Consider the following 18,332-nt stretch of genomic DNA (forward strand, 5'->3'; position numbering starts at 1 on the left):
AACGGGCTCCGAAGTTAGGAACGAGGCACCAACGCCGCAAGGAAAAAGAGCCGCGATCGTTGACGCCCACGGCAGGCACGCCTAGAGACCGGTTGAAAAAACCTCTTCCGGCCCCCTTCTGCGGCGATGCCGGCGAATGATTTGGAAAACAGTGACATGGCGGGATCAAACATCATCGATCTCAATCCCGAGGTGCTTGCGGCGGCGGGTGAAAGCAAGGCCTGGCCGTTCGAGGAAGCCAGGAAGATCGTCGAGCGCTACAAAGGCACTGACTTTCCCGAGACCGTCCTGTTTGAGACCGGCTACGGTCCGTCGGGGCTGCCCCACATCGGCACTTTCGGCGAGGTCGCACGCACCTCGATGGTGCGCCACGCTTTCCGTGTGCTTACCGGAGACACGGTCAAGACCAAGATCTTGTGCTTTTCCGACGACATGGACGGTATGCGCAAGATTCCGGACAACGTCCCGGATCGCGCCGCACTCGAGCCGCACCTGCACAAGCCGCTGTCGACCGTCCCCAATCCTTTCGGCGGCGACTATGCGAGCTTCGCAGACCACAACAACGCAATGCTTTGCCGCTTCCTGGACACGTTCGGCTTCGACTACGAGTTCGCCAGCGCGACGGAATACTACAAGGCTGGCCGTTTCGACGAAGTTCTGCTGCGCGCTGCCGAACGTTTTGACAAAATTATGGACGTGATGCTGCCGACGCTCGGCGAAGAGCGCCAGGCGACCTACAGTCCGTTCTTGCCGATTTCCCCCAAGAGCGGCCGCGTGCTTTACGTTCCCATGAAGCATGTCGACGCCAAGGCCGGCACCATCACCTTCGACGATGACGGCACCGAGACAACACTTCCCATAACTGGCGGCAAGGTGAAGCTGCAATGGAAGCCCGATTTCGGCATGCGTTGGGCGGCGCTCGGCGTCGATTTCGAAATGTTCGGCAAGGACCACCAGACGAATGCGGTGATCTACGACCGTATCTGCAACATCCTAGGTGGGCGGGCGCCGGAGCATTTCGTCTATGAACTGTTCCTGGACGAGAACGGCCAGAAAATTTCAAAGTCGAAGGGCAACGGACTGACCATAGACGAATGGCTGACCTATGCACCGACCGAAAGCCTCGGGCTGTACATGTACCAGCGGCCGCGGCAGGCCAAGAAGCTCTATTTCGACGTCATTCCGAAGGCGGTGGACGAGTATTACGCCTTTCTGTCCGCCTATCGCCGGCAGGAGTGGAAGGAGCGGCTGGGAAATCCCGTCTGGCATATGCATGACGGTAACCCGCCTGTCGTCGACCTGCCGGTGTCGTTCGCGTTGCTGCTGAATCTGGTCAGCGCCTCGAACGCCCAGAACAGGGACGTGCTGTGGGGGTTCATTTCGCGCCACACATCGGGTGTGACGCCGACGACCCATCCCGAGCTCGACCGGCTGGCTGAATATGCGATCCGCTATTTCGACGATTTCGTGAAGCCGGCCAAGGTGTACCGGGCCGCCGACGGGGTCGAGCGCGAAGCGCTGACGAAACTCTCCGAAGCGCTCGCCGCGTTGCCGCCAGACGCCGATGGCGAGGTGATCCAGAATGCCGCCCTCAACGTCGCGCGCAAGGTCGAGCGCTATCAGGACCATTCGAAGCAGAGTCCGGAAGGCGGGCCGGGCGTCTCCGTCGCCTTCTTCCAGATGATCTACCAGGTGCTGATCGGACAGGAGCGCGGCCCGCGCTTCGGTTCGTTCGCCGCGCTCTATGGCATCGCAGAGACCCGCGCGCTCATTCAGAAGGCGTTGGCTGGTCAGTTGGTGGCGTAGCCGTCGTCTCGGTTGGCGGCGTAGCCGTCGCCGACGGATCGAGAATCGGCTGCGTCGGTTGCGATGCGGCAGCGACAGGGGCTGGTGCCGGAGGCAGGCCGGAGAGACTGGGCGCCGGCCCGAAAATGCCCTTTCTCGCCGTACGCGCCTTGTCGCCGGCCTCGGCGTAAGGGCCGTTCTTGGTGGCGCGTGCCCAGCCGTTTTCGATCAACCACTGGCCGACATCCTGGTTGCCGACGCGGCATTCGGCGGCGACCAGGTCGCGGCCGCCCTCGGGCGGCACCGTGCAGACCACCGCCCGGCCGCGCAGGAAAGCACGGAACGCCGTTCGCGCCCGGGTGCCGCACGTCCAGGGCTTGCCGCCGTCGGTGCAAGTTTCGTCCTGCCTGACGATGTCGATACCGGAAATCGCGACCGAGTAGCCCTTGGCCTCGATCACCCCTGCGGCTGGCGCAACCGGCTGGAACAGTTTTGTCCCGTTCCAGTCGTCGGGCATTTTCGTTTTGGGCGGCTTGGGCGGTCCGGCCAGCGCCAACTCGCTCAACGGCGCGCGCGGCTCGACCCGTTCAAGCTCTTCGGACTGAAGCTGCGGCGGCGCGATGACCTCGGGATCGATGGCCCTGGAATGCGCCTCCGGCCTTGCCACCTTGGGTCGCGGAATCGCTGATGTAGCAGGCGCTTCGGATTGCGCCACCATGCCGGCCTGCGCCCGAGCTGCGACACGGACGCTTTCGTCATGCAGCACGGCGCGGCCGCCGGCGACGATCGCGGCCCCCATCACCAAAATCGTCAACACCGCGGCGGCTGCATGAAGCGGACGCACCGGCGGCCCCTACTGGCTTGCCCAGACAATCCGCGCCACCCATTCGACATCGCGCATGGGGATGTCGCGGTCCGGGTGATCGGGATTGAGCGAGACCAGCATGATCGACTTCGCCGTCTGACGGTCCAGCACCTTGGCCATCACCTCGCCGGCATTGGTCTTCACGACGACCCGGTCGCCCTTGCGGGTGGCAGCGCCCGGCTCGACGATCAGCACGTCGCCATTGCGGTAGAGCGGCAGCATGGAATCGCCCTGAACCTGCAGCGCATAGGAGGTTTCGGTCGCCTGTGCCGGAAGCTCGATCAAGTCCCAGCCCTGCCCCGCCGGAAAGCCGGCATCGTCGAAGAAGCCGCCGGCGCCGGCCTGGGCGAAGCCGAGCAGCGGCACGGAAGACCTCTGCGCGGGCAGGGATCCGGGACCGAGCTTGTCCCGCCCTTCGACCAGTCCCGTAAATTCGTCGAGCGAGGCGCCCGTCGCCTCGATGATCTTGGCCAGCGATTCGGTCGACGGCCAGCGCGGCCGCCCGTCTGAGGACAGCCGCTTCGACTTGTTGAAGGCGGTCGAATCGAGGCCCGCGCGCTTCGCCAGCCCCGAGGCCGAAAGCGAATAGCGCTCGGCGAGAGCGTCGATGGCGGCCCATACGCGATCATGCGAGAGCACTTTTTGCTCTCCTTCAGAACAGGAAAAAATACCTTCCTCGTTCTAACCGGTGGCCGTGATTTTGTCCACCACCGAAGGCGGCGTCAGGCTGCCTTCTTCACCTCGCCTTTCGCGTAGGGATCGAAGCGCTGGTAGAAGGTCTCGCCCTTCTCCGCCATGTCGAGCAGGAGCTTGGGCGCCTTGAACTCGGCTCCGTATTTCTTCTGCAGACCCTTGGCGATCTTGACGAATTTCTTAGCACCGATGCCGTCGATGTAGGACAGCACGCCGCCGGTGAAAGGCGCGAAGCCGAAGGCGAGGATCGAGCCGACATCTGCTTCGCGCGGATCGGTGACGATGCCCTCCTCCATCACCCGTGCCGCCTCCAGCGCGATGATGACCAGCAGCCGCTGCTTCAGCTCCTCATAGTCGACCTTTTCCGGCGCAAGCTGCGGGTAGAGATCCCTGAGGCCAGGCCACAGCTTCTTCTTGGCCGGCTTTTGCGGATAGTCGTAAAAACCCTTGCCGTTCTTGCGGCCGAAGCGGCCATGCGTATCGACCAGCGTGTTGATCAGCGCCATTTGCTTCGGATCGACCGCCTTTTCGCCGAGATCGCGCATGGTCTGCTTCATGATCTTCTGCGCGAGATCGATCGCCGTTTCGTCCGTGAGCGCCAAGGGGCCGACCGGCATGCCGGCGGCCTTCGCCGCATTCTCGATCATCGGCGCCGGGACGCCTTCGATCAGCATCTTGTAGGCTTCCGACATATAGCGCAGCACGCAGCGGTTGACGTAGAAGCCGCGCGTGTCATTGACGACGATCGGCGTCTTCTTGATGGCGCGGACGAAGTCGATCGCGGTGGCCAGTGCCTTGTCGCCCGTCTTCTTGCCCAAAATGATCTCGACCAGCATCATCTTGTCGACCGGCGAGAAGAAATGGATGCCGATGAAATTCTTCGGCCGCGCCGAATTCTTCGCCAGCGAGGTGATCGGGATGGTGGACGTATTCGACGCGAAGACCGCCGACGGCTTCAGCACGGCCTCCGCCTTTTCGGTGGCGTCCTTCTTGACGCCCGAATCCTCGAACACCGCTTCCACGATCAGATCGCAGCCGGCGAGGTCGGCATAATCCGCCGTCGGCGTGATCAGCGACAGCAGTCTGTCCTTGTCCTCTGGCTTGGCGCGGCCCTTCCTGACCTGATCCGAGATCAGGCTGTCTGAATGCGCCTTGCCCTTGGCGGCCGCTTCCATGTCGCGGTCGAGCAGCACCACCGGAATGCCGGCCTTGGCGGTGACATAGGCGATGCCGGCGCCCATGAAACCAGCGCCGAGCACGCCGATCTTCTTGAATTTGGTTTCCGGCACACCGGCCGGGCGGCGGGCACCCTTGTTCAGCTCCTGCAGCGAGACGAACAGCGAGCGGATCATCGCCGCAGCTTCCTTAGTCTGCATGATCTCGGTGAAATAGCGCTGCTCGATGCGCAAGGCGGTGTCGAACGGCACCAGCAGGCCTTCATAGACACATTTCAGAATGGCCGCGGCGGCAGGATAATTGCCATAGGTCTCGCGACGCAGGATGGCGATTGCCGGCGGCCACAGATTGGCTCCAGCCACCGAATAGATCGGGCCGCCAGGCAGCTTGAAGCCCTTCTCGTCCCACGGCGCCACCGGCTTCAAGCCATTTTTGATCATGGCCTTGGCGGTCTCAACCAGCTTTTGCGGCTCGGCGATCTCGTGGATCAGGCCCATCGACTTGGCCTTCTGCGGCGACAGCGTCTGGCCGGAAGTGAGCATCTGCAGCGCCTGCTGCTGGTCGGTCAGCCGCGGCACGCGCTGGGTGCCGCCGGCACCCGGGAAGATGCCGATCTTCACTTCGGGGAGCGCCATCCTCACCTTGTCGGAATCGGCCGCGACACGGCCATGGCAAGCGAGAGACAATTCGAATGCGCCGCCCATGCAGGTGCCGTTGATCGCCGAAACCCACGGCTTGCCCGAAGTCTCCAGCTTGCGGAACAGGCCGGTCATGTAGCCGGCATTGTCGAACAGCGCCTTGGTCGCCTTTTCGACGTCCTTGCCCTTTTCGGCGGCGAAGGTCGTCAGCATCTTCTGCAGCATGGTGATATCGGCGCCGCCGGAAAACGTGTCTTTGCCGGAGGTGATGACCGCCCCCTTTATCGCCGCATCGCTCGCCACCTTGTCGACGATGGCGTTCAGTTCCAGCATCGCCTCTTCGGTGAAGACGTTCATTGAGCGGTCGGGCATATCCCAGGTGATCAGCACGATGCCGTCTGCGTCGATGTCGAGGGTGAAATTGGTGTAGCTCATCGGTCTCTCCCGTCAGACGCGTTCGATGATCGTTGCGGTGCCCATGCCTGCGCCGATGCAAAGCGTCACCAGCGCGGTGTTCAGGTTCCGGCGCTCCAGTTCGTCCAGTACGGTGCCGAAGATCATCGCGCCTGTGGCGCCGAGCGGATGGCCCATGGCGATGGCGCCGCCATTGACGTTGATCCTGTCGTGCGAAATGTCGAACGCCTGCATGTAGCGCAGCACCACTGAGGCGAAAGCCTCGTTAAGCTCGAACAGATCGATGTCCGACAGCTTCATTTTGGCGCGCTTCAGCAGTTTTTCGGTCACGTCGACCGGACCGGTCAGCATCAGCACCGGTTCCGAGCCGATATTGGCGAATGCACGGATGCGTGCGCGCGGCTTCAGGCCGAGCGTCTTTCCGGCCTTCTTCGAGCCGAGCAGAACGGCCGCCGCGCCGTCGACGATGCCGGACGAATTGCCGGCGTGGTGGACGTGGTTGACCTCTTCCACCTCGGGATGCTTCTGCACCGCGACGGCATCGAAGCCGCCCATTTCGCCGGGCATGACGAAGGACGGGTTGAGTGCCGCCAGCGACTGCATGTCGGTCGAAGGCCGCATATGCTCGTCATGGTCGAGGATGGTCAGCCCGTTCTGGTCTTTGATCGAGATCACCGAATTCTTGAAGCGGCCTTCGCCCCAGGCTTTGGCGGCACGCTTCTGGCTCTCGACCGCATAGCCGTCGACGTCATCACGCGAAAAGCCGTATTTGGTGGCGATCAGATCGGCCGAGATGCCTTGCGGAACGAACCAGCCCGGCAGGCCAACCGAAGGGTCCATGAACCAGGCGCCGCCGGATGCGCCCATGCCGACGCGCGACATCGATTCGACGCCGCCGGCGATGACGATCTCATCGGCGCCTTGTGCGATCTTGGCGGCGCCGAAGTTGATGGCGTCCAGGCCCGAGGCGCAGAAGCGCGAGATCTGCATGCCGGGCGCCGTGGTCGCATAGCCGGCTTCGAAGGCTGCGGCACGCGGAATGACAGAACCCGCCTCGCCGACCGGATCGACGCAGCCGAAGATGATGTCGTCGACGGTGCCGGTGTCCAGTCCATTGCGGTCACGGATCGCCTCAAGCACCTTGGCGCCGAGCCGCACCGCCGGCACTTCGTGCAGCGAGCCATCCTTCTTGCCCCTGCCGCGCGGCGTGCGCACGGCGTCATAGACATAAGCTTCGGCCATTTTCCTGCTCCTTGGGTTTGCTGAAAAGTCGCTCAGAGAGAGCGCCCGATCAGCAATTTCATGATCTCGTTGGTGCCGCCGTAGATGCGCTGAACGCGGGCGTCGCGGAACATGCGGGCGATCGGGTATTCGTTCATGTAGCCATAGCCGCCATGCAATTGAAGGCATTCGTCGACGACTTTTCCTTGCAAGTCGGACAGCCAGTATTTGGCCATTGAGGCCGTCACCGGGTCGAGGCCGCCATTGATGTGGCGAGCGACGCAGTCATTGTAGAAGACGCGGCCGATGGTCGCCTCGGTCTTCAGTTCGGCCAGCTTGAACTGGGTGTTCTGGAAATCGATTATCGCCTTGCCGAAGGCCTTGCGCTCCTTGACGTAGTCGATTGTCAGCGCCAGCGCCCGCTCGACCATGGCGATGGCGCCGGTGCCGATCTGCAGCCGCTCCTGCGGCAATTGCTGCATCAGTTGGACGAAGCCTTGGCCTTCCTCGTGGCCGAGCAGATTGGAGGTCGGCACGCGCATATCGTTGAAGAACAGTTCCGACGTGTCGTTGGCCTTCAAACCGATCTTGTCGAGGTTGCGGCCGCGCTCGAACCCTTCCACCTCGTCGGTCTCGACAACGATCAGCGAAGTGCCCTTAGCGCCCTTCTCCGGATCGGTCTTGGTGACGACGATGATGAAGTTGGCGAGCTGGCCATTGGTGATGAAGGTCTTCGAGCCGTTGACCTTGTAATGGTTGCCATCCTTCTCGGCACGCGTCTTGACGCCTTGCAGGTCGGAGCCAGCGCCGGGCTCGGTCATGGCGATGGCGCCGATCAACTCGCCGGTCGCCAGTTTCGGCAGCCACTTCTTCTTCTGCTCCTCCGAGCCGTAGTGGAGGATGTAAGGGGCGACGATCGAATTGTGCAGGCCGATGCCGAAACCGTCGACGCCGACATGGCCGATCGCCTCGATGATGGCGCTCTCATGCGCGAATGTCCCGCCTGAACCGCCATATTCCTCCGGCATCGAGGCACAGAGCAGACCGGCCGCGCCTGCCTTCAGCCAGCACTCGCGGTCGACCATCTCGTTCTTCTCGAACTCGTCATAGCGCGGCGCGATCTCTTCCGACATGAAACGGTGCGCCATGTCGTAGAGCATGCCGACCTCATCCGCCGCCCAGGCGGGTTTGGGGAGGCCGAGGATTTCGGTAGGATTTGTCGCCACGATTTCCTCCGCGTATCGACAGGTTGAAGGTCGGCTGTGCCGACGCTGTCGAGCTTAGAACGCTTCCGCCGGCAGTGCCATCAATGTCTCGGCGCCGCTGGAGATGCGAGCGAGGTGCGCCGACGTCTCCGGCATGATCCGCTCCATGAAGAAGCGCGCCGTCACCAGCTTGCTCTCGTAGAAAGACGAAGCACCGTTGGCGCCGTTCGCCAGCTTCGCGCCGGCGGCCTTCGCCATCTGCGCCCACATGTAGCCCAGCGCCACGAGGCCGAAGAGATGCATGTAGTCGGTCGAGGCGGCACCGGCGTTGTCGGGCCTGGCCATGCCGTTCTGCATCAGCCACATCGTCGCCGCCTGCAGATCGTTGTGGCCCTTCTTCAGCGCCTTGGTGAAAGGCGCCATCTTCTCGTCAGCGCGGTTCTCCTCGCAGAACTCGCCGACCTCTTTGAAGAAGGCCTGTACCGCGCGGCCGCCATTCAAGGCCAGCTTGCGGCCGACGAGATCGAGCGCCTGGATGCCGTTGGCGCCCTCGTAAATCATGGCGATGCGGGCATCGCGCACGAACTGGCTCATGCCGTGCTCTTCGATATAGCCATGGCCGCCGAACACTTGCTGCGCCATCACCGCGTGGTCGAAGCCCTTGTCGGTGAGCACGCCCTTGACCACCGGCGTCATCAGGCCGGTGTAGTCGTCGGCAGCCTGGCGGTCCTTGTCGTCGTCGGAGCGGTGGGCGATGTCCGACTTGATCGCCGTCCACAGCGCCAGCGCGCGACCGGCTTCGTTGAAGGCTTTCATGGTCATCAGGCTGCGGCGGATGTCAGGATGGACGATGATCGGATCGGCCTTCTTGTCCGGCGCCTTCGGCCCGGACAGCGAGCGGCCCTGCAGGCGATCCTTGGCATAGGACACAGCGTTCTGGTAGGCGACCTCCGACAGCGAAAGCCCCTGCAGGCCGACGCCGAGCCGGGCCTCGTTCATCATCGTGAACATGGCCTTCAGCCCGCCATTGGCCTCGCCGAGCAACACGCCTTGCGCCTCGTCATAGTTCATGACGCAGGTCGAATTGCCATGAATGCCCATCTTCTCCTCGATCGAGCCGCAAGAGACGGTGTTCTTCTCACCCGGATTGCCTGACGCATCGAGCTTGAGCTTCGGCACGATGAACAGCGAGATGCCTTTCACGCCTTCCGGCGCGCCCTCGATGCGGGCCAGCACGAGGTGGACGATGTTGTCCGACATGTCGTGCTCGCCGGCCGAGATGAAGATCTTCTGGCCTGAAATCCTGTAGCTGCCGTCGCCGTTGGGAACCGCCTTGGTGCGCAACAGGCCGAGATCGGTGCCGCAATGCGGCTCGGTCAGGTTCATGGTGCCGGTCCAGGTGCCCTCGACCAGCTTCGGCAGCCATGTCGCCTTCTGCTCGTCGGTGCCATGGGTGATGATCGCCGCGATCGCGCCCTGCGTCAGGCCGGGATACATCATCAGCGACATGTTGGCCGAAACCATGTATTCGGAAACAGCGGTATGCACCGCGTAAGGCAGGCCCTGGCCGCCAAATTCGACGGGTGCCGCCAACCCCATCCAGCCGCCTTCGCGATACTGGTCGAAGGCCTCCTTGAAGCCTTTCGGCGTCGTCACCGAGCCATCGTCATGGCGCACGCAACCTTCCGTGTCGCCCACGCGGTTCAGCGGCTGCATGACGTTTTCGGCGAGCTTGGCGCCCTCGGCGAGGATGGCCTCGACCACATCCGGCGTCGCGTCGGAAAATCCGGGAAGATTGGAATAGCGTTGGTAGCCCAGTACCTCGTTCAGCACAAACAGCGTGTCCTGGACCGGCGCCTTGTAGATCGGCATGCTCTTCCTCCACCATGCGGCTTGGTCCCGAAATCAAGCCCCAAAATGAAGTCAGGGACAGCATCGGACCAACGTTCAGATCGAGATAGCAAAAGTTGACGTTTGCGTAAACGTCAATTTTTTGATGAGACAAATTTTCCCGCCCGTGAGCGTAGCGGCGCTATATCGATGAAGCCAGTGCGGAACAGATTGAAATGTCTTCTTCCCGCCGCAGCCGGAAGACAACGGAAAGTGCCGCGCGGCCAAGGCCACGCGGCACTCATTCGTCGGAAAGGCGGCTCACCGGAAGCCGGTGAGGCCGAATTACCCGGCGACGCTGGCCTGCGGCGCCGAACGTTCGCTCAGCATCCGGCGCACCGCCGCCATCGAGTTGCTCAACTCGTTGATGGCATCATCGATCAGCGCCCGCTGCTTCTGCAGACGGGCAAGCTGCTTCTCCGACTTGTCGAGCGCCAGCCGCAACTGCTTGGTGTTGGAGCCGGTCGGGTCGTAGAGGTCCATCATCTGCTTGACGTCGCGCAGTGAGAACCCGACCTTGCGGCCGAGCAGGATCAGCTTCAGCCGCGCCTTGTCGCGGCGCGTGTAGAGACGGGTCGAGCCGTCACGCTGCGGATTGAGAAGGCCCTTGTCCTCGTAGAAACGCAGCGTGCGCAGCGTTACTCCGTATTTCTTGGCCATCTCGCCGATGCGGACAAGATCCTCACCGGCTTTGTCAGACATGTCATTGGTATTGGCCGCGGCTTCGCCGGGCGAAACAAGTTTCATGGTCACTGGCTTTCCCCATCTGGTGGCGCCGCGGTCCCGGACCAAGCGTCGCCTGAGTGGAAGCGGGGGCGTGCTTCCAGTCGTGGTTTCAACAAACAAATCGCAAACGGCACGGTCTGTGCACCTTTACGTTTACGTCAATTCTATACCGATAGCCGCCTCACGAAGCAAGGGCGTTGTGCGGGAGGAACTTTTTGCCGCATCCGCCAGAGCATCACTCCGGCTTTAGGCGGCCCGCCAACACAACGTTGCAACTTCTTAAGCTTGGTTAACGCGTTGTTTACCACGTTGGGCGAAATGTGCGCATGTCGGTTACCCGTGTTTATCCTGTAGCGAATTTTTCACGGTTTTTCGGAGCGCGGGTGAAACCCGGGAAGCTCGTCTTCCACCGCAGCAGAGCCGCGCGGCCGCCTTCGTTTCCGGCAGACTTGGGAAACTGGTCATAGGCCAGCAATTAGACGGACCAGTAATTCTGAACGGGCGCATCGATGAACAGCAAGCGGTCCTATCTCGATACACTCAACGCCGGCAGGCAGCGCAGGCCGCACACCACGCTTGAACAGCTCAACCGTTCCTTGGAAACGCTGGAGCAGCGGCTGGAGCGGACGCGCGAGGACATGAGCGAGCGTCCCGATCCTCGCCGGCCGAGCGCGGAGCCGCGCTATGCCAGCGCCCGGCCTTATGATGATCCGCGTCCCGCGCAGCCGCCGAAAAGCCAAGCACCGGCTGCCTTCGACCAGAATTACCACGCGATCGCCCGCGACATCGACCGCGTGCGCGGCCAAGAAGACGGCGTCGCCGTGGTCGGCAAGATCGCCGGCGAATTGCGCGGCCTGCGCGAGGAACTGCGCCACCAGATGACCGCCGGCCTGCAGCGCGAATTCGAAGCGCTGCGCAAGGACATCGAGCGGGCTTTCCAAGCAAGCGCTCAGCCGGGGGGCTCCGGCAAAGGCAGCGCCGAACTCGGCGTCGAGTTCGAACGGCTTTCCGGCGCCATCCAGACCCTGGCCGAAAAGAGCGACGACAGAAGCGTCAACATGCTCCGGCTCGAGCTGGAGCAGGTCAAGGCCGCGCTCGACACGCTGGCGCGCGAGGAGAGCGTGCAGGCGGTCGGCCGCCGCTGGGACGATTTCGACCGCCGCTGGACCGCGTTCGAGGATCGTGTCGATGCCGATCAGCGCAAGCGGTCGGACGCACCCGGTCTTTCAATGCTGACCGACCGGCTCGAACAGATCAGCAATGCCGTCAACAATTTGCCGGAATCGCTGTCGCTGCGGTCGCTTGAAGAGAAGGTCCGCACGCTTGCCGGCGCCGTCGATCATTTCGCCAGGCAGCAGGACAATCGCGGCAGCGGCACATTCGGTATGATCGACGAGCGGCTGGATGAGATTTCCCGCGCTATCGTTGCCTCAACCGTCGCCGCGCAGGCCAATTCATTCGACCCCGAGCCCTTCGAGCGCATCGAGAAGCGGATCGCCTCGCTTGCCCAGCAGATCGAGGAAGTCACGCAGGTGCACCCCAGTGGCGTGGTCATCGACCGCCTCAACATGCTGTCGAGCCGGGTCGACGATCTTGCCGGCCGGGCCAATCTGCCGGAGCAGGCGATGGAGCGCCTCGACAAGCAGATCGCGCTCATTGCCGAGAAGATCGACAGGGCGCCTGCCATGCCGGACGCCGATTACATCTTCCAGGGGCTGGAACAGCGTTTCGACGTGCTGTCCGGCATGATGGAGCGCCGCCAGGGAGACGCGATCGAACAAGGCAACATGCTGTTTCGCGATCTCGAGCGCCGGCTGGACGAAGTCGCCGACAGGCTGGACCAGCGCCTGCCGCAGATCGATGGGGCCGGCATCATGGACGCCATCGACGCCCGCTTCAGCGCGCTGGCCAAGCGCATGGAGACGCGTGTTCCCGATTCCGCAGGCGAAGCGGCGATCCGTGGCCTGGAAAGCCGCCTCGAAGACATTTCAAGCCGGCTGGATTCATCCGCGGCACAAGTCGCTGGCATCGACCCGGCCCTGATCCGCAGCCTGGAAGCGCAGGTCGCGGGCCTGTCGGCGCATCTTTCGAAGCCCGGCACGCCATTGCCGGAATTCGAAGACATCAGCCCGCGTCTCAACGAAATCGAGAAGTCGCTGGCTGGAACCCGCGATTCCATCCTTAGCGCGGCGCGCGAGGCAGCCGAGAGCGCTGTCCGTTCGCTTGCCGACTCCAGTGCCAATACGGCGGCCGTTTCTGGCCTCGCCCAGGATCTGAGGACGCTCGAAGCACTGACGCGCCGTTCCGACGAGCGCAATTCGAGGACCTTCGAGGCCATCCACGACACGCTGCTCAAGATCGTCGACCGACTGGGCTCGCTGGAGACCGGCGAGCCGACCGACGCGGTGAGCGAACTTCTCAGCACGAAACCGGTCGAACCGGACAGCTGGCGCGGCGCGCGATCGTCAAAGATGGCCGTTCGGGACGCGCCGTCCATGGACATCGACCAGCCATTGCCGCTGACCGGGGACATGGCCGACCTCGACAGCCGTGCACCTGCCGTCATGCGCAATGAGCCAGGTTCGCGTAGCGAACCAGGCACCCGCACGCCAGCCGAAGCCGCCGCGGCCGCGGCCATGGCGGCGCTTGGTTCGGACACGACGACGGAGAAAAGCGAGCAGACCGGCGGCCGGAGGTCGATGCTCGGCGGACTGGCGCGCGCCTTCAAGGGCAAGAAGGAGGCGGATGTTCCACCGCTTGCCGGCTCGGCGCCTGATGTCGAGATACCGAGCGCCGATCTCGACGAGCCACTGGATCCGAAGGTTGCCAACCGGCCGCTGGAGCCCGGCTCCGGGCCACCCGACCTCAACGCCATCATGAAACGCGTGCGCGACGAACGCGGACCGCCGGTCAGGGCCGGCAATGCCGATGCATCGAAATCCGACTTCATCGCAGCAGCCAGACGCGCGGCGCAAGCCGCCGCTGCCGAGGCCGAGGCTCTCAAGCGGCAGTCGACGACGCGTGGCCCGGTGAAGGCGCTCAGGATCGGCGACCTGCTCAAGGCGCGGCGCAAGCCGATCCTGATGGCGGCCGCTGCAATCATGCTGGCGCTCGCCGGCCTGCAACTGGGCAAGGCCTTTTTCTCCGACCCCGTCGAAATAGCCAGCAACGATGCGGCGTCGACCGTGGCCGCGCAGCCAGCGGAAGCCGCGTCGGTCGGTGCCGCCAGCGAGCCAACGACGGACGCGCAAACTGCAGCGCCGGACAGCGCGCCGGCCCGCGCCGTCCGGCAGGCAGAGCCGTCCGAATCGGTAACCGAGAACGACATGCCGGCACAGACCACCCTCGCCGCGCCGTCGGACGCCGGAACGCCGATGGACACCGCACCCGAGGCCGAACCCGTTCCTGCCATGGCTTCAACGGCGTCGCCCGATCCGGCGGCGGACGCGACAGCGTCGGCACCTGAGGGCCCGGCAGCGGCGGACACCGAGCCAAAGGCCACAGAGCTGGCCGCCACGCCGGCGACCCAGGACATGACCGGCACGGTTACGCCCGCAGATGCTTCGATTGCGGCAGCCACTGCCAAGATCGACATCCCGGCCGATGCCGGTCCGGCTGCATTGCGTGACGCAGCGGCCGGCGGCGATGCCAAAGCGTTGTTCGAGATCGGCTCGCGCTACGCCGAATCGAGCGGCGTCAAGCAAGACATGGCAGCGGCCGCCAAATGGTATGAGAAGGCCGCCGAGCTCGGCTTCGCACCGGCGGAATACCGCATTGGCAACTTCTATGAGAAGGGCACCGGCGTCGCGCGCGACGTCAAGAAGGCGAAGACCTGGTACCAGCTCGCGGCGGAGCAGGGCAACGCCAGCGCCATGCACAATCTCGCCGTGCTCTTTGCCATGGCGGCCGACGGCGTGACCGACAATGAATCGGCCGCGCACTGGTTCCAGGCCGCCGCCGATCTCGGCGTCAAGGACAGCCAGTTCAATCTCGGCATCCTGGCGGCGAAGGGCGTCGGCATGAAACAGAATCTCGAGGAATCCTACAAATGGTTCGCGCTCGTCGCCAAGACCGGCGACAAGGATGCGGCGGCAAAGCGCGATGAGATCGCCAAGGCGCTCAGGCCCGAGCAGCTCGAACGCGCACGCGCCGCCACCGAAATGTGGAAGGCGAAACCGCTCGATCCGGCGGCCAATTCGGCCGACATTCCTGAGTCGTGGCAGGACGGCACTCCGCAGACGACCGCCAGCGTCGACATGAAGAAGGCCGTTCAGAACATCCAGCGCATTCTCAACAAGAATGGCTATGAAGCCGGCAACCCCGATGGCTTGATGGGCCTGAAGACCAAGAACGCCATCATGGCTTTCCAGACCGACAACGACATGACCGCGACCGGCACGGTCGACGAAAAGCTGGTCAAGGCGCTGCTTGCGCGCAAATAACGGCAGATGCGTCGTTTACACGATGCCTTTGCCACACATTTGCCTGTTAACTGATTGAGTTGTTTTTTGTTTCGGCTGTACGGCGGGGTTTGACTTCGCCGTCCTGCCGGCGCAAGAACAATTTAGCTTTTTGGCGCAAAAATGCCCGCAACGGTTGCATTCGCCGAGAGGCAAACTGATCGAGACTGACGGGTGGGCATCTATCTCCCGATCGCGGAAATTTCCGTCAACGTCTTCGTGCTGCTGGCCATGGGCGCGGCGGTGGGCTTCCTGTCGGGCATGTTCGGAGTGGGCGGCGGCTTCCTCATCACGCCGCTGCTGATCTTCTACAACATACCACCGGCGATCGCGGTCGCCACCGGCGCCAACCAGGTCATCGCCTCCTCCTTCTCCGGCGCATTGTCGCACGTGAAGCGCGGCACGCTCGACTTCAAGCTCGGCGGAGTGCTTTTGGCCGGCGGTATCGTCGGCTCAACCGGCGGCATCTTTGTTTTTGGCTTCTTGCGCCGGCTCGGCCAGCTCGACCTGTTCATCTCGCTGCTCTACGTCGTGCTGCTTGGCACCGTCGGCGGGCTGATGCTGGTCGAGAGCGTCAATGCGCTGCGCGCCACCCGCAGTGGTGCCGCGCCGGTGCTGAAGAAATCCGGCCAGCACAACTGGATCCACCGCTTGCCGCTGAAGATGCGGTTCAGGGCCTCGAAGCTTTTCGTCAGCGTTATCCCAGTGCTCGGCCTCGGCGCCGGCATCGGCTTCCTGTCGTCGATCATGGGCGTCGGCGGCGGCTTCATCATGGTTCCGGCGCTGATCTATCTCTTGAAAGTGCCGACCAACGTCGTCATCGGCACCTCGCTGTTCCAGATCATCTTCACCTCGGCCTACACCACGCTGGTCCATGCCACCACCAACCAGACGGTCGATGTCATGCTCGCCTTCCTGTTGATGGCGGGCGGCGTCGCCGGCGCGCAATATGGCGCCAAGGCTGGCCAAAGGCTGCGTGGCGAGCAGCTCAGGGCGCTGCTGGCACTGCTGGTGCTGGCGGTCGCCATCCGGCTCGCCATCGATCTGTTCGTGACACCGCCCAACCTCTATTCCCTGTCCGGCGTGGGTCTGACCTGATGGCCGGCTTGAGGGCGTTCTTGGCCGTTGCCTCGCTGTCGCTGTTCGCCGCCGTGTCACCGGGAGAAGCGCAGACGCCGGCTGCCGAAAACATCCAGATCGGCCTGTCCACCGACCACGTCTCGATCACCGCCGGCTTTTCCGGTGCCGACCTCACCATCTTCGGCTCATTGGAAAATGCCGACCCGCTTGTCGCGCGCCAAGGTCGCTACGACATCATCGTCGTGCTGGAAGGGCCGGCCCGGCCGGTCGTCGTGCGCCGCAAGGACCGGGTGCTCGGCATCTGGATCAATCTGGAGTCCGAGACCTTCGAGAATGTGCCGGTGTCCTATTCGGTGGCGACGACGCGACCGCTGCAGGACGTCACCGACCCCAACAGCTACAAGCAACTGTCGCTCGGCGCCGCCAACCTCTATATGCAACCGGCCGACGACGACGACAGCCCGGCGACGATCGAGGAATTCACCGCGGCGCTGCGCGAGCGCAAAACGGCGACGGGCCTCTACAGCGAGAATGTCGGCGGCGTGCAGTTCCTGTCGCAGAACTTGTTCCGTGCCACCGTCAGGCTCGCCCCCAATGTTCCGGTCGGCACCCACAAGGCCCGTGCGTTCCTGTTCAAGAGCGGCTTGTTCATCAAGGAAAGCTCCGCCCAGCTCGAAATCCGCAAGTCCGGTTTCGAACAGTCGATCTTCCGCGTGGCCCACGACTATTCCTTCCTCTACGGCATCTTCGCCGTGTCGCTGGCCATGCTGACCGGCTGGCTCGGAAGGCTCGTCTTCCGGAAGGACTGATCTTTTCCGTAAGACGGTTCCCCTTTCGAGCTTCATGGGTTAGACCGCGTTCCCCGGCTCGGCCGAAGCGCGAGCTGTCGCTCCCCAAATCAAGAATACAGGATCTTGCGATGCGACCAGCATTCGGCAGTATCGATTTCGGCACGTCAAATTCCACCGTGGGCGTGGTCAGAAACGGGCAGCCGCGGCTTGTGGCGCTGGAAGACGGCCAGGTCACGCTGCCCAGCGCCGTGTTCTTCAACTTCGAGGACAACCGCACCTATTTCGGGCGCAGCGCCATCGCCAACTATACCGACAGCATCGAAGGTCGCCTGATGCGCTCGCTGAAGAGCGTGCTCGGCAGTTCGCTTGTCCATGAAAAGACGCGGATCAAGGCACGGTCGATCGCCTTTACCGAGATCATCGGTCTGTTCGTCGGCCATCTCAGGAAAAGGCTGGAAGAGGATGCCGGCGACGTGGTCGAGAGCGTGGTGCTCGGCCGGCCGGTGCAATTCGTCGACGACGATGCCGAGGCCGATGCCAAGGCCGAAGGCGAACTCGAAAACGCGGCGCGCGCCCAGGGCTTCAAGCATATTGCATTTCAGTTCGAGCCGATCGCGGCGGCGCTCGACTACGAGCAGAAGGTCACGCGGGAAGAACTGGCGCTGATCGTCGACATGGGCGGCGGCACTTCCGACTTCTCGATCGTGCGGGTCTCGCCGCAGCGCGCCCGCTCCCTCGATCGCAAGGACGACATTCTGGCGAGCCGAGGCATCCACATCGGCGGCACCGACTTCGACCGGCTGCTGAGCATCGCCCATGTGATGCCGCAGCTCGGCTATCTCTCGCCGACCAAGGACGGCAAGCGCAACTTGCCGGCCAGCTACTTCATCGATCTGGCGACATGGCAGCGCATCAATCTGGTCTACACCGCCCGGGCGCTGACGCATCTGCGCCAGATCCGCTACGAGGCTGAACGCGCCGACCTAGTCGACCGTTTCATCCATATCGTCGAGCATCGTTACGGGCATGCGCTGGCCGCTTTGGTCGAAAAGGCCAAGATCGAGCTGACGGAGCAATTGTCCGCCGATGTCGTGGTCGCGCTGACGGGAGTGGAATTCACGGCAGAAATTTCGCGCGACGGTCTTGAGGCCACGATCGCCAGGGACATCGAACGGGTTGCCGCGACGGTCGGTGAGACCATCCGTGACGCGCAGGTGAAACCGTCCGACATCACCGCGGTGTTCCTGACCGGCGGATCGACCGCCATCCCGCTGGCAAAGCAACAGATACTAGCCTTGGTGCCGCAGGCGTCCGTCATCGAAGGCGACATGTTCGGCTCGGTCGGGCTTGGGCTGGCGCTCGACGCGCAGCGGAAATTCGGCTGATCC

General features: G+C 63.4%; 12 protein-coding genes. 5 read left to right on the forward strand and 7 right to left on the reverse strand.

Annotated elements, in window-relative coordinates:
- The first annotated feature begins 156 nt into the window (after positions 1-156).
- Positions 157-1,806 carry a lysine--tRNA ligase gene (locus EJ075_RS05925; RefSeq protein ID WP_126103708.1) on the forward strand — a complete coding sequence of 550 codons (1,650 nt, stop codon included), beginning with the start codon at positions 157-159 and terminating at the stop codon, positions 1,804-1,806.
- Here EJ075_RS05925 and EJ075_RS05930 read toward each other — a convergent pair.
- The 7 genes from EJ075_RS05930 to EJ075_RS05960 all read right to left on the reverse strand — a co-directional run bounded on the left by EJ075_RS05930 (position 1,769) and on the right by EJ075_RS05960 (position 10,634).
- A complete protein-coding gene (locus EJ075_RS05930; RefSeq protein ID WP_126103709.1) occupies positions 1,769-2,629 on the reverse strand; it encodes a thermonuclease family protein in 861 nt (286 codons plus the stop codon). The genes EJ075_RS05925 and EJ075_RS05930 overlap by 38 nt on opposite strands.
- Before the next feature lie 9 nt (positions 2,630-2,638).
- Positions 2,639-3,289, reverse strand: a complete 651-nt coding sequence (locus EJ075_RS05935; RefSeq protein WP_126103710.1) for a helix-turn-helix transcriptional regulator — start codon at positions 3,287-3,289, stop codon at positions 2,639-2,641.
- A gap of 83 nt (positions 3,290-3,372) precedes the next feature.
- Positions 3,373-5,592: a 3-hydroxyacyl-CoA dehydrogenase NAD-binding domain-containing protein gene (locus tag EJ075_RS05940; protein ID WP_126103711.1), complete on the reverse strand. Its 2,220-nt coding sequence runs from the start codon at positions 5,590-5,592 to the stop codon at positions 3,373-3,375.
- 12 nt (positions 5,593-5,604) lie between these two features.
- Positions 5,605-6,813 (reverse strand): acetyl-CoA C-acetyltransferase, encoded by a 1,209-nt coding sequence (locus tag EJ075_RS05945; protein WP_126103712.1) that lies wholly within the window; start codon positions 6,811-6,813, stop codon positions 5,605-5,607.
- A gap of 32 nt (positions 6,814-6,845) precedes the next feature.
- Complete coding sequence (locus EJ075_RS05950; protein ID WP_126103713.1) at positions 6,846-8,018, reverse strand: acyl-CoA dehydrogenase family protein; 1,173 nt, start codon at positions 8,016-8,018, stop codon at positions 6,846-6,848.
- 54 nt (positions 8,019-8,072) lie between these two features.
- Entirely contained in the window at positions 8,073-9,869 is a 1,797-nt protein-coding gene (locus EJ075_RS05955) for an acyl-CoA dehydrogenase (RefSeq protein WP_126103714.1), read from the reverse strand.
- Positions 9,870-10,172: 303 nt separating this feature from the next.
- Positions 10,173-10,634, reverse strand: a complete 462-nt coding sequence (locus tag EJ075_RS05960) for a MerR family DNA-binding transcriptional regulator (RefSeq protein ID WP_126103715.1) — start codon at positions 10,632-10,634, stop codon at positions 10,173-10,175.
- A 488-nt stretch (positions 10,635-11,122) separates the two neighbouring features.
- Between EJ075_RS05960 and EJ075_RS05965 the strand changes: the two genes are divergently transcribed.
- The 4 genes from EJ075_RS05965 (at position 11,123) to EJ075_RS05980 (ending at position 18,329) form a co-directional block, all read left to right on the forward strand.
- Positions 11,123-15,055, forward strand: coding sequence for a peptidoglycan-binding protein (locus tag EJ075_RS05965; protein WP_126103716.1), 3,933 nt, complete (start codon positions 11,123-11,125; stop codon positions 15,053-15,055).
- A gap of 192 nt (positions 15,056-15,247) precedes the next feature.
- Positions 15,248-16,171 (forward strand): sulfite exporter TauE/SafE family protein, encoded by a 924-nt coding sequence (locus EJ075_RS05970; protein WP_095487959.1) that lies wholly within the window; start codon positions 15,248-15,250, stop codon positions 16,169-16,171.
- Positions 16,171-16,962 (forward strand): TIGR02186 family protein, encoded by a 792-nt coding sequence (locus EJ075_RS05975; protein WP_095487957.1) that lies wholly within the window; start codon positions 16,171-16,173, stop codon positions 16,960-16,962. Before EJ075_RS05970 ends, EJ075_RS05975 begins: the two co-directional genes overlap by 1 nt.
- A gap of 110 nt (positions 16,963-17,072) precedes the next feature.
- Positions 17,073-18,329 (forward strand): Hsp70 family protein, encoded by a 1,257-nt coding sequence (locus EJ075_RS05980; protein ID WP_126103717.1) that lies wholly within the window; start codon positions 17,073-17,075, stop codon positions 18,327-18,329.
- Positions 18,330-18,332: the final 3 nt, after the last annotated feature.

Source organism: Mesorhizobium sp. M6A.T.Cr.TU.016.01.1.1 (assembly GCF_003952585.1).
Lineage (GTDB): Bacteria > Pseudomonadota > Alphaproteobacteria > Rhizobiales > Rhizobiaceae > Mesorhizobium > Mesorhizobium mediterraneum.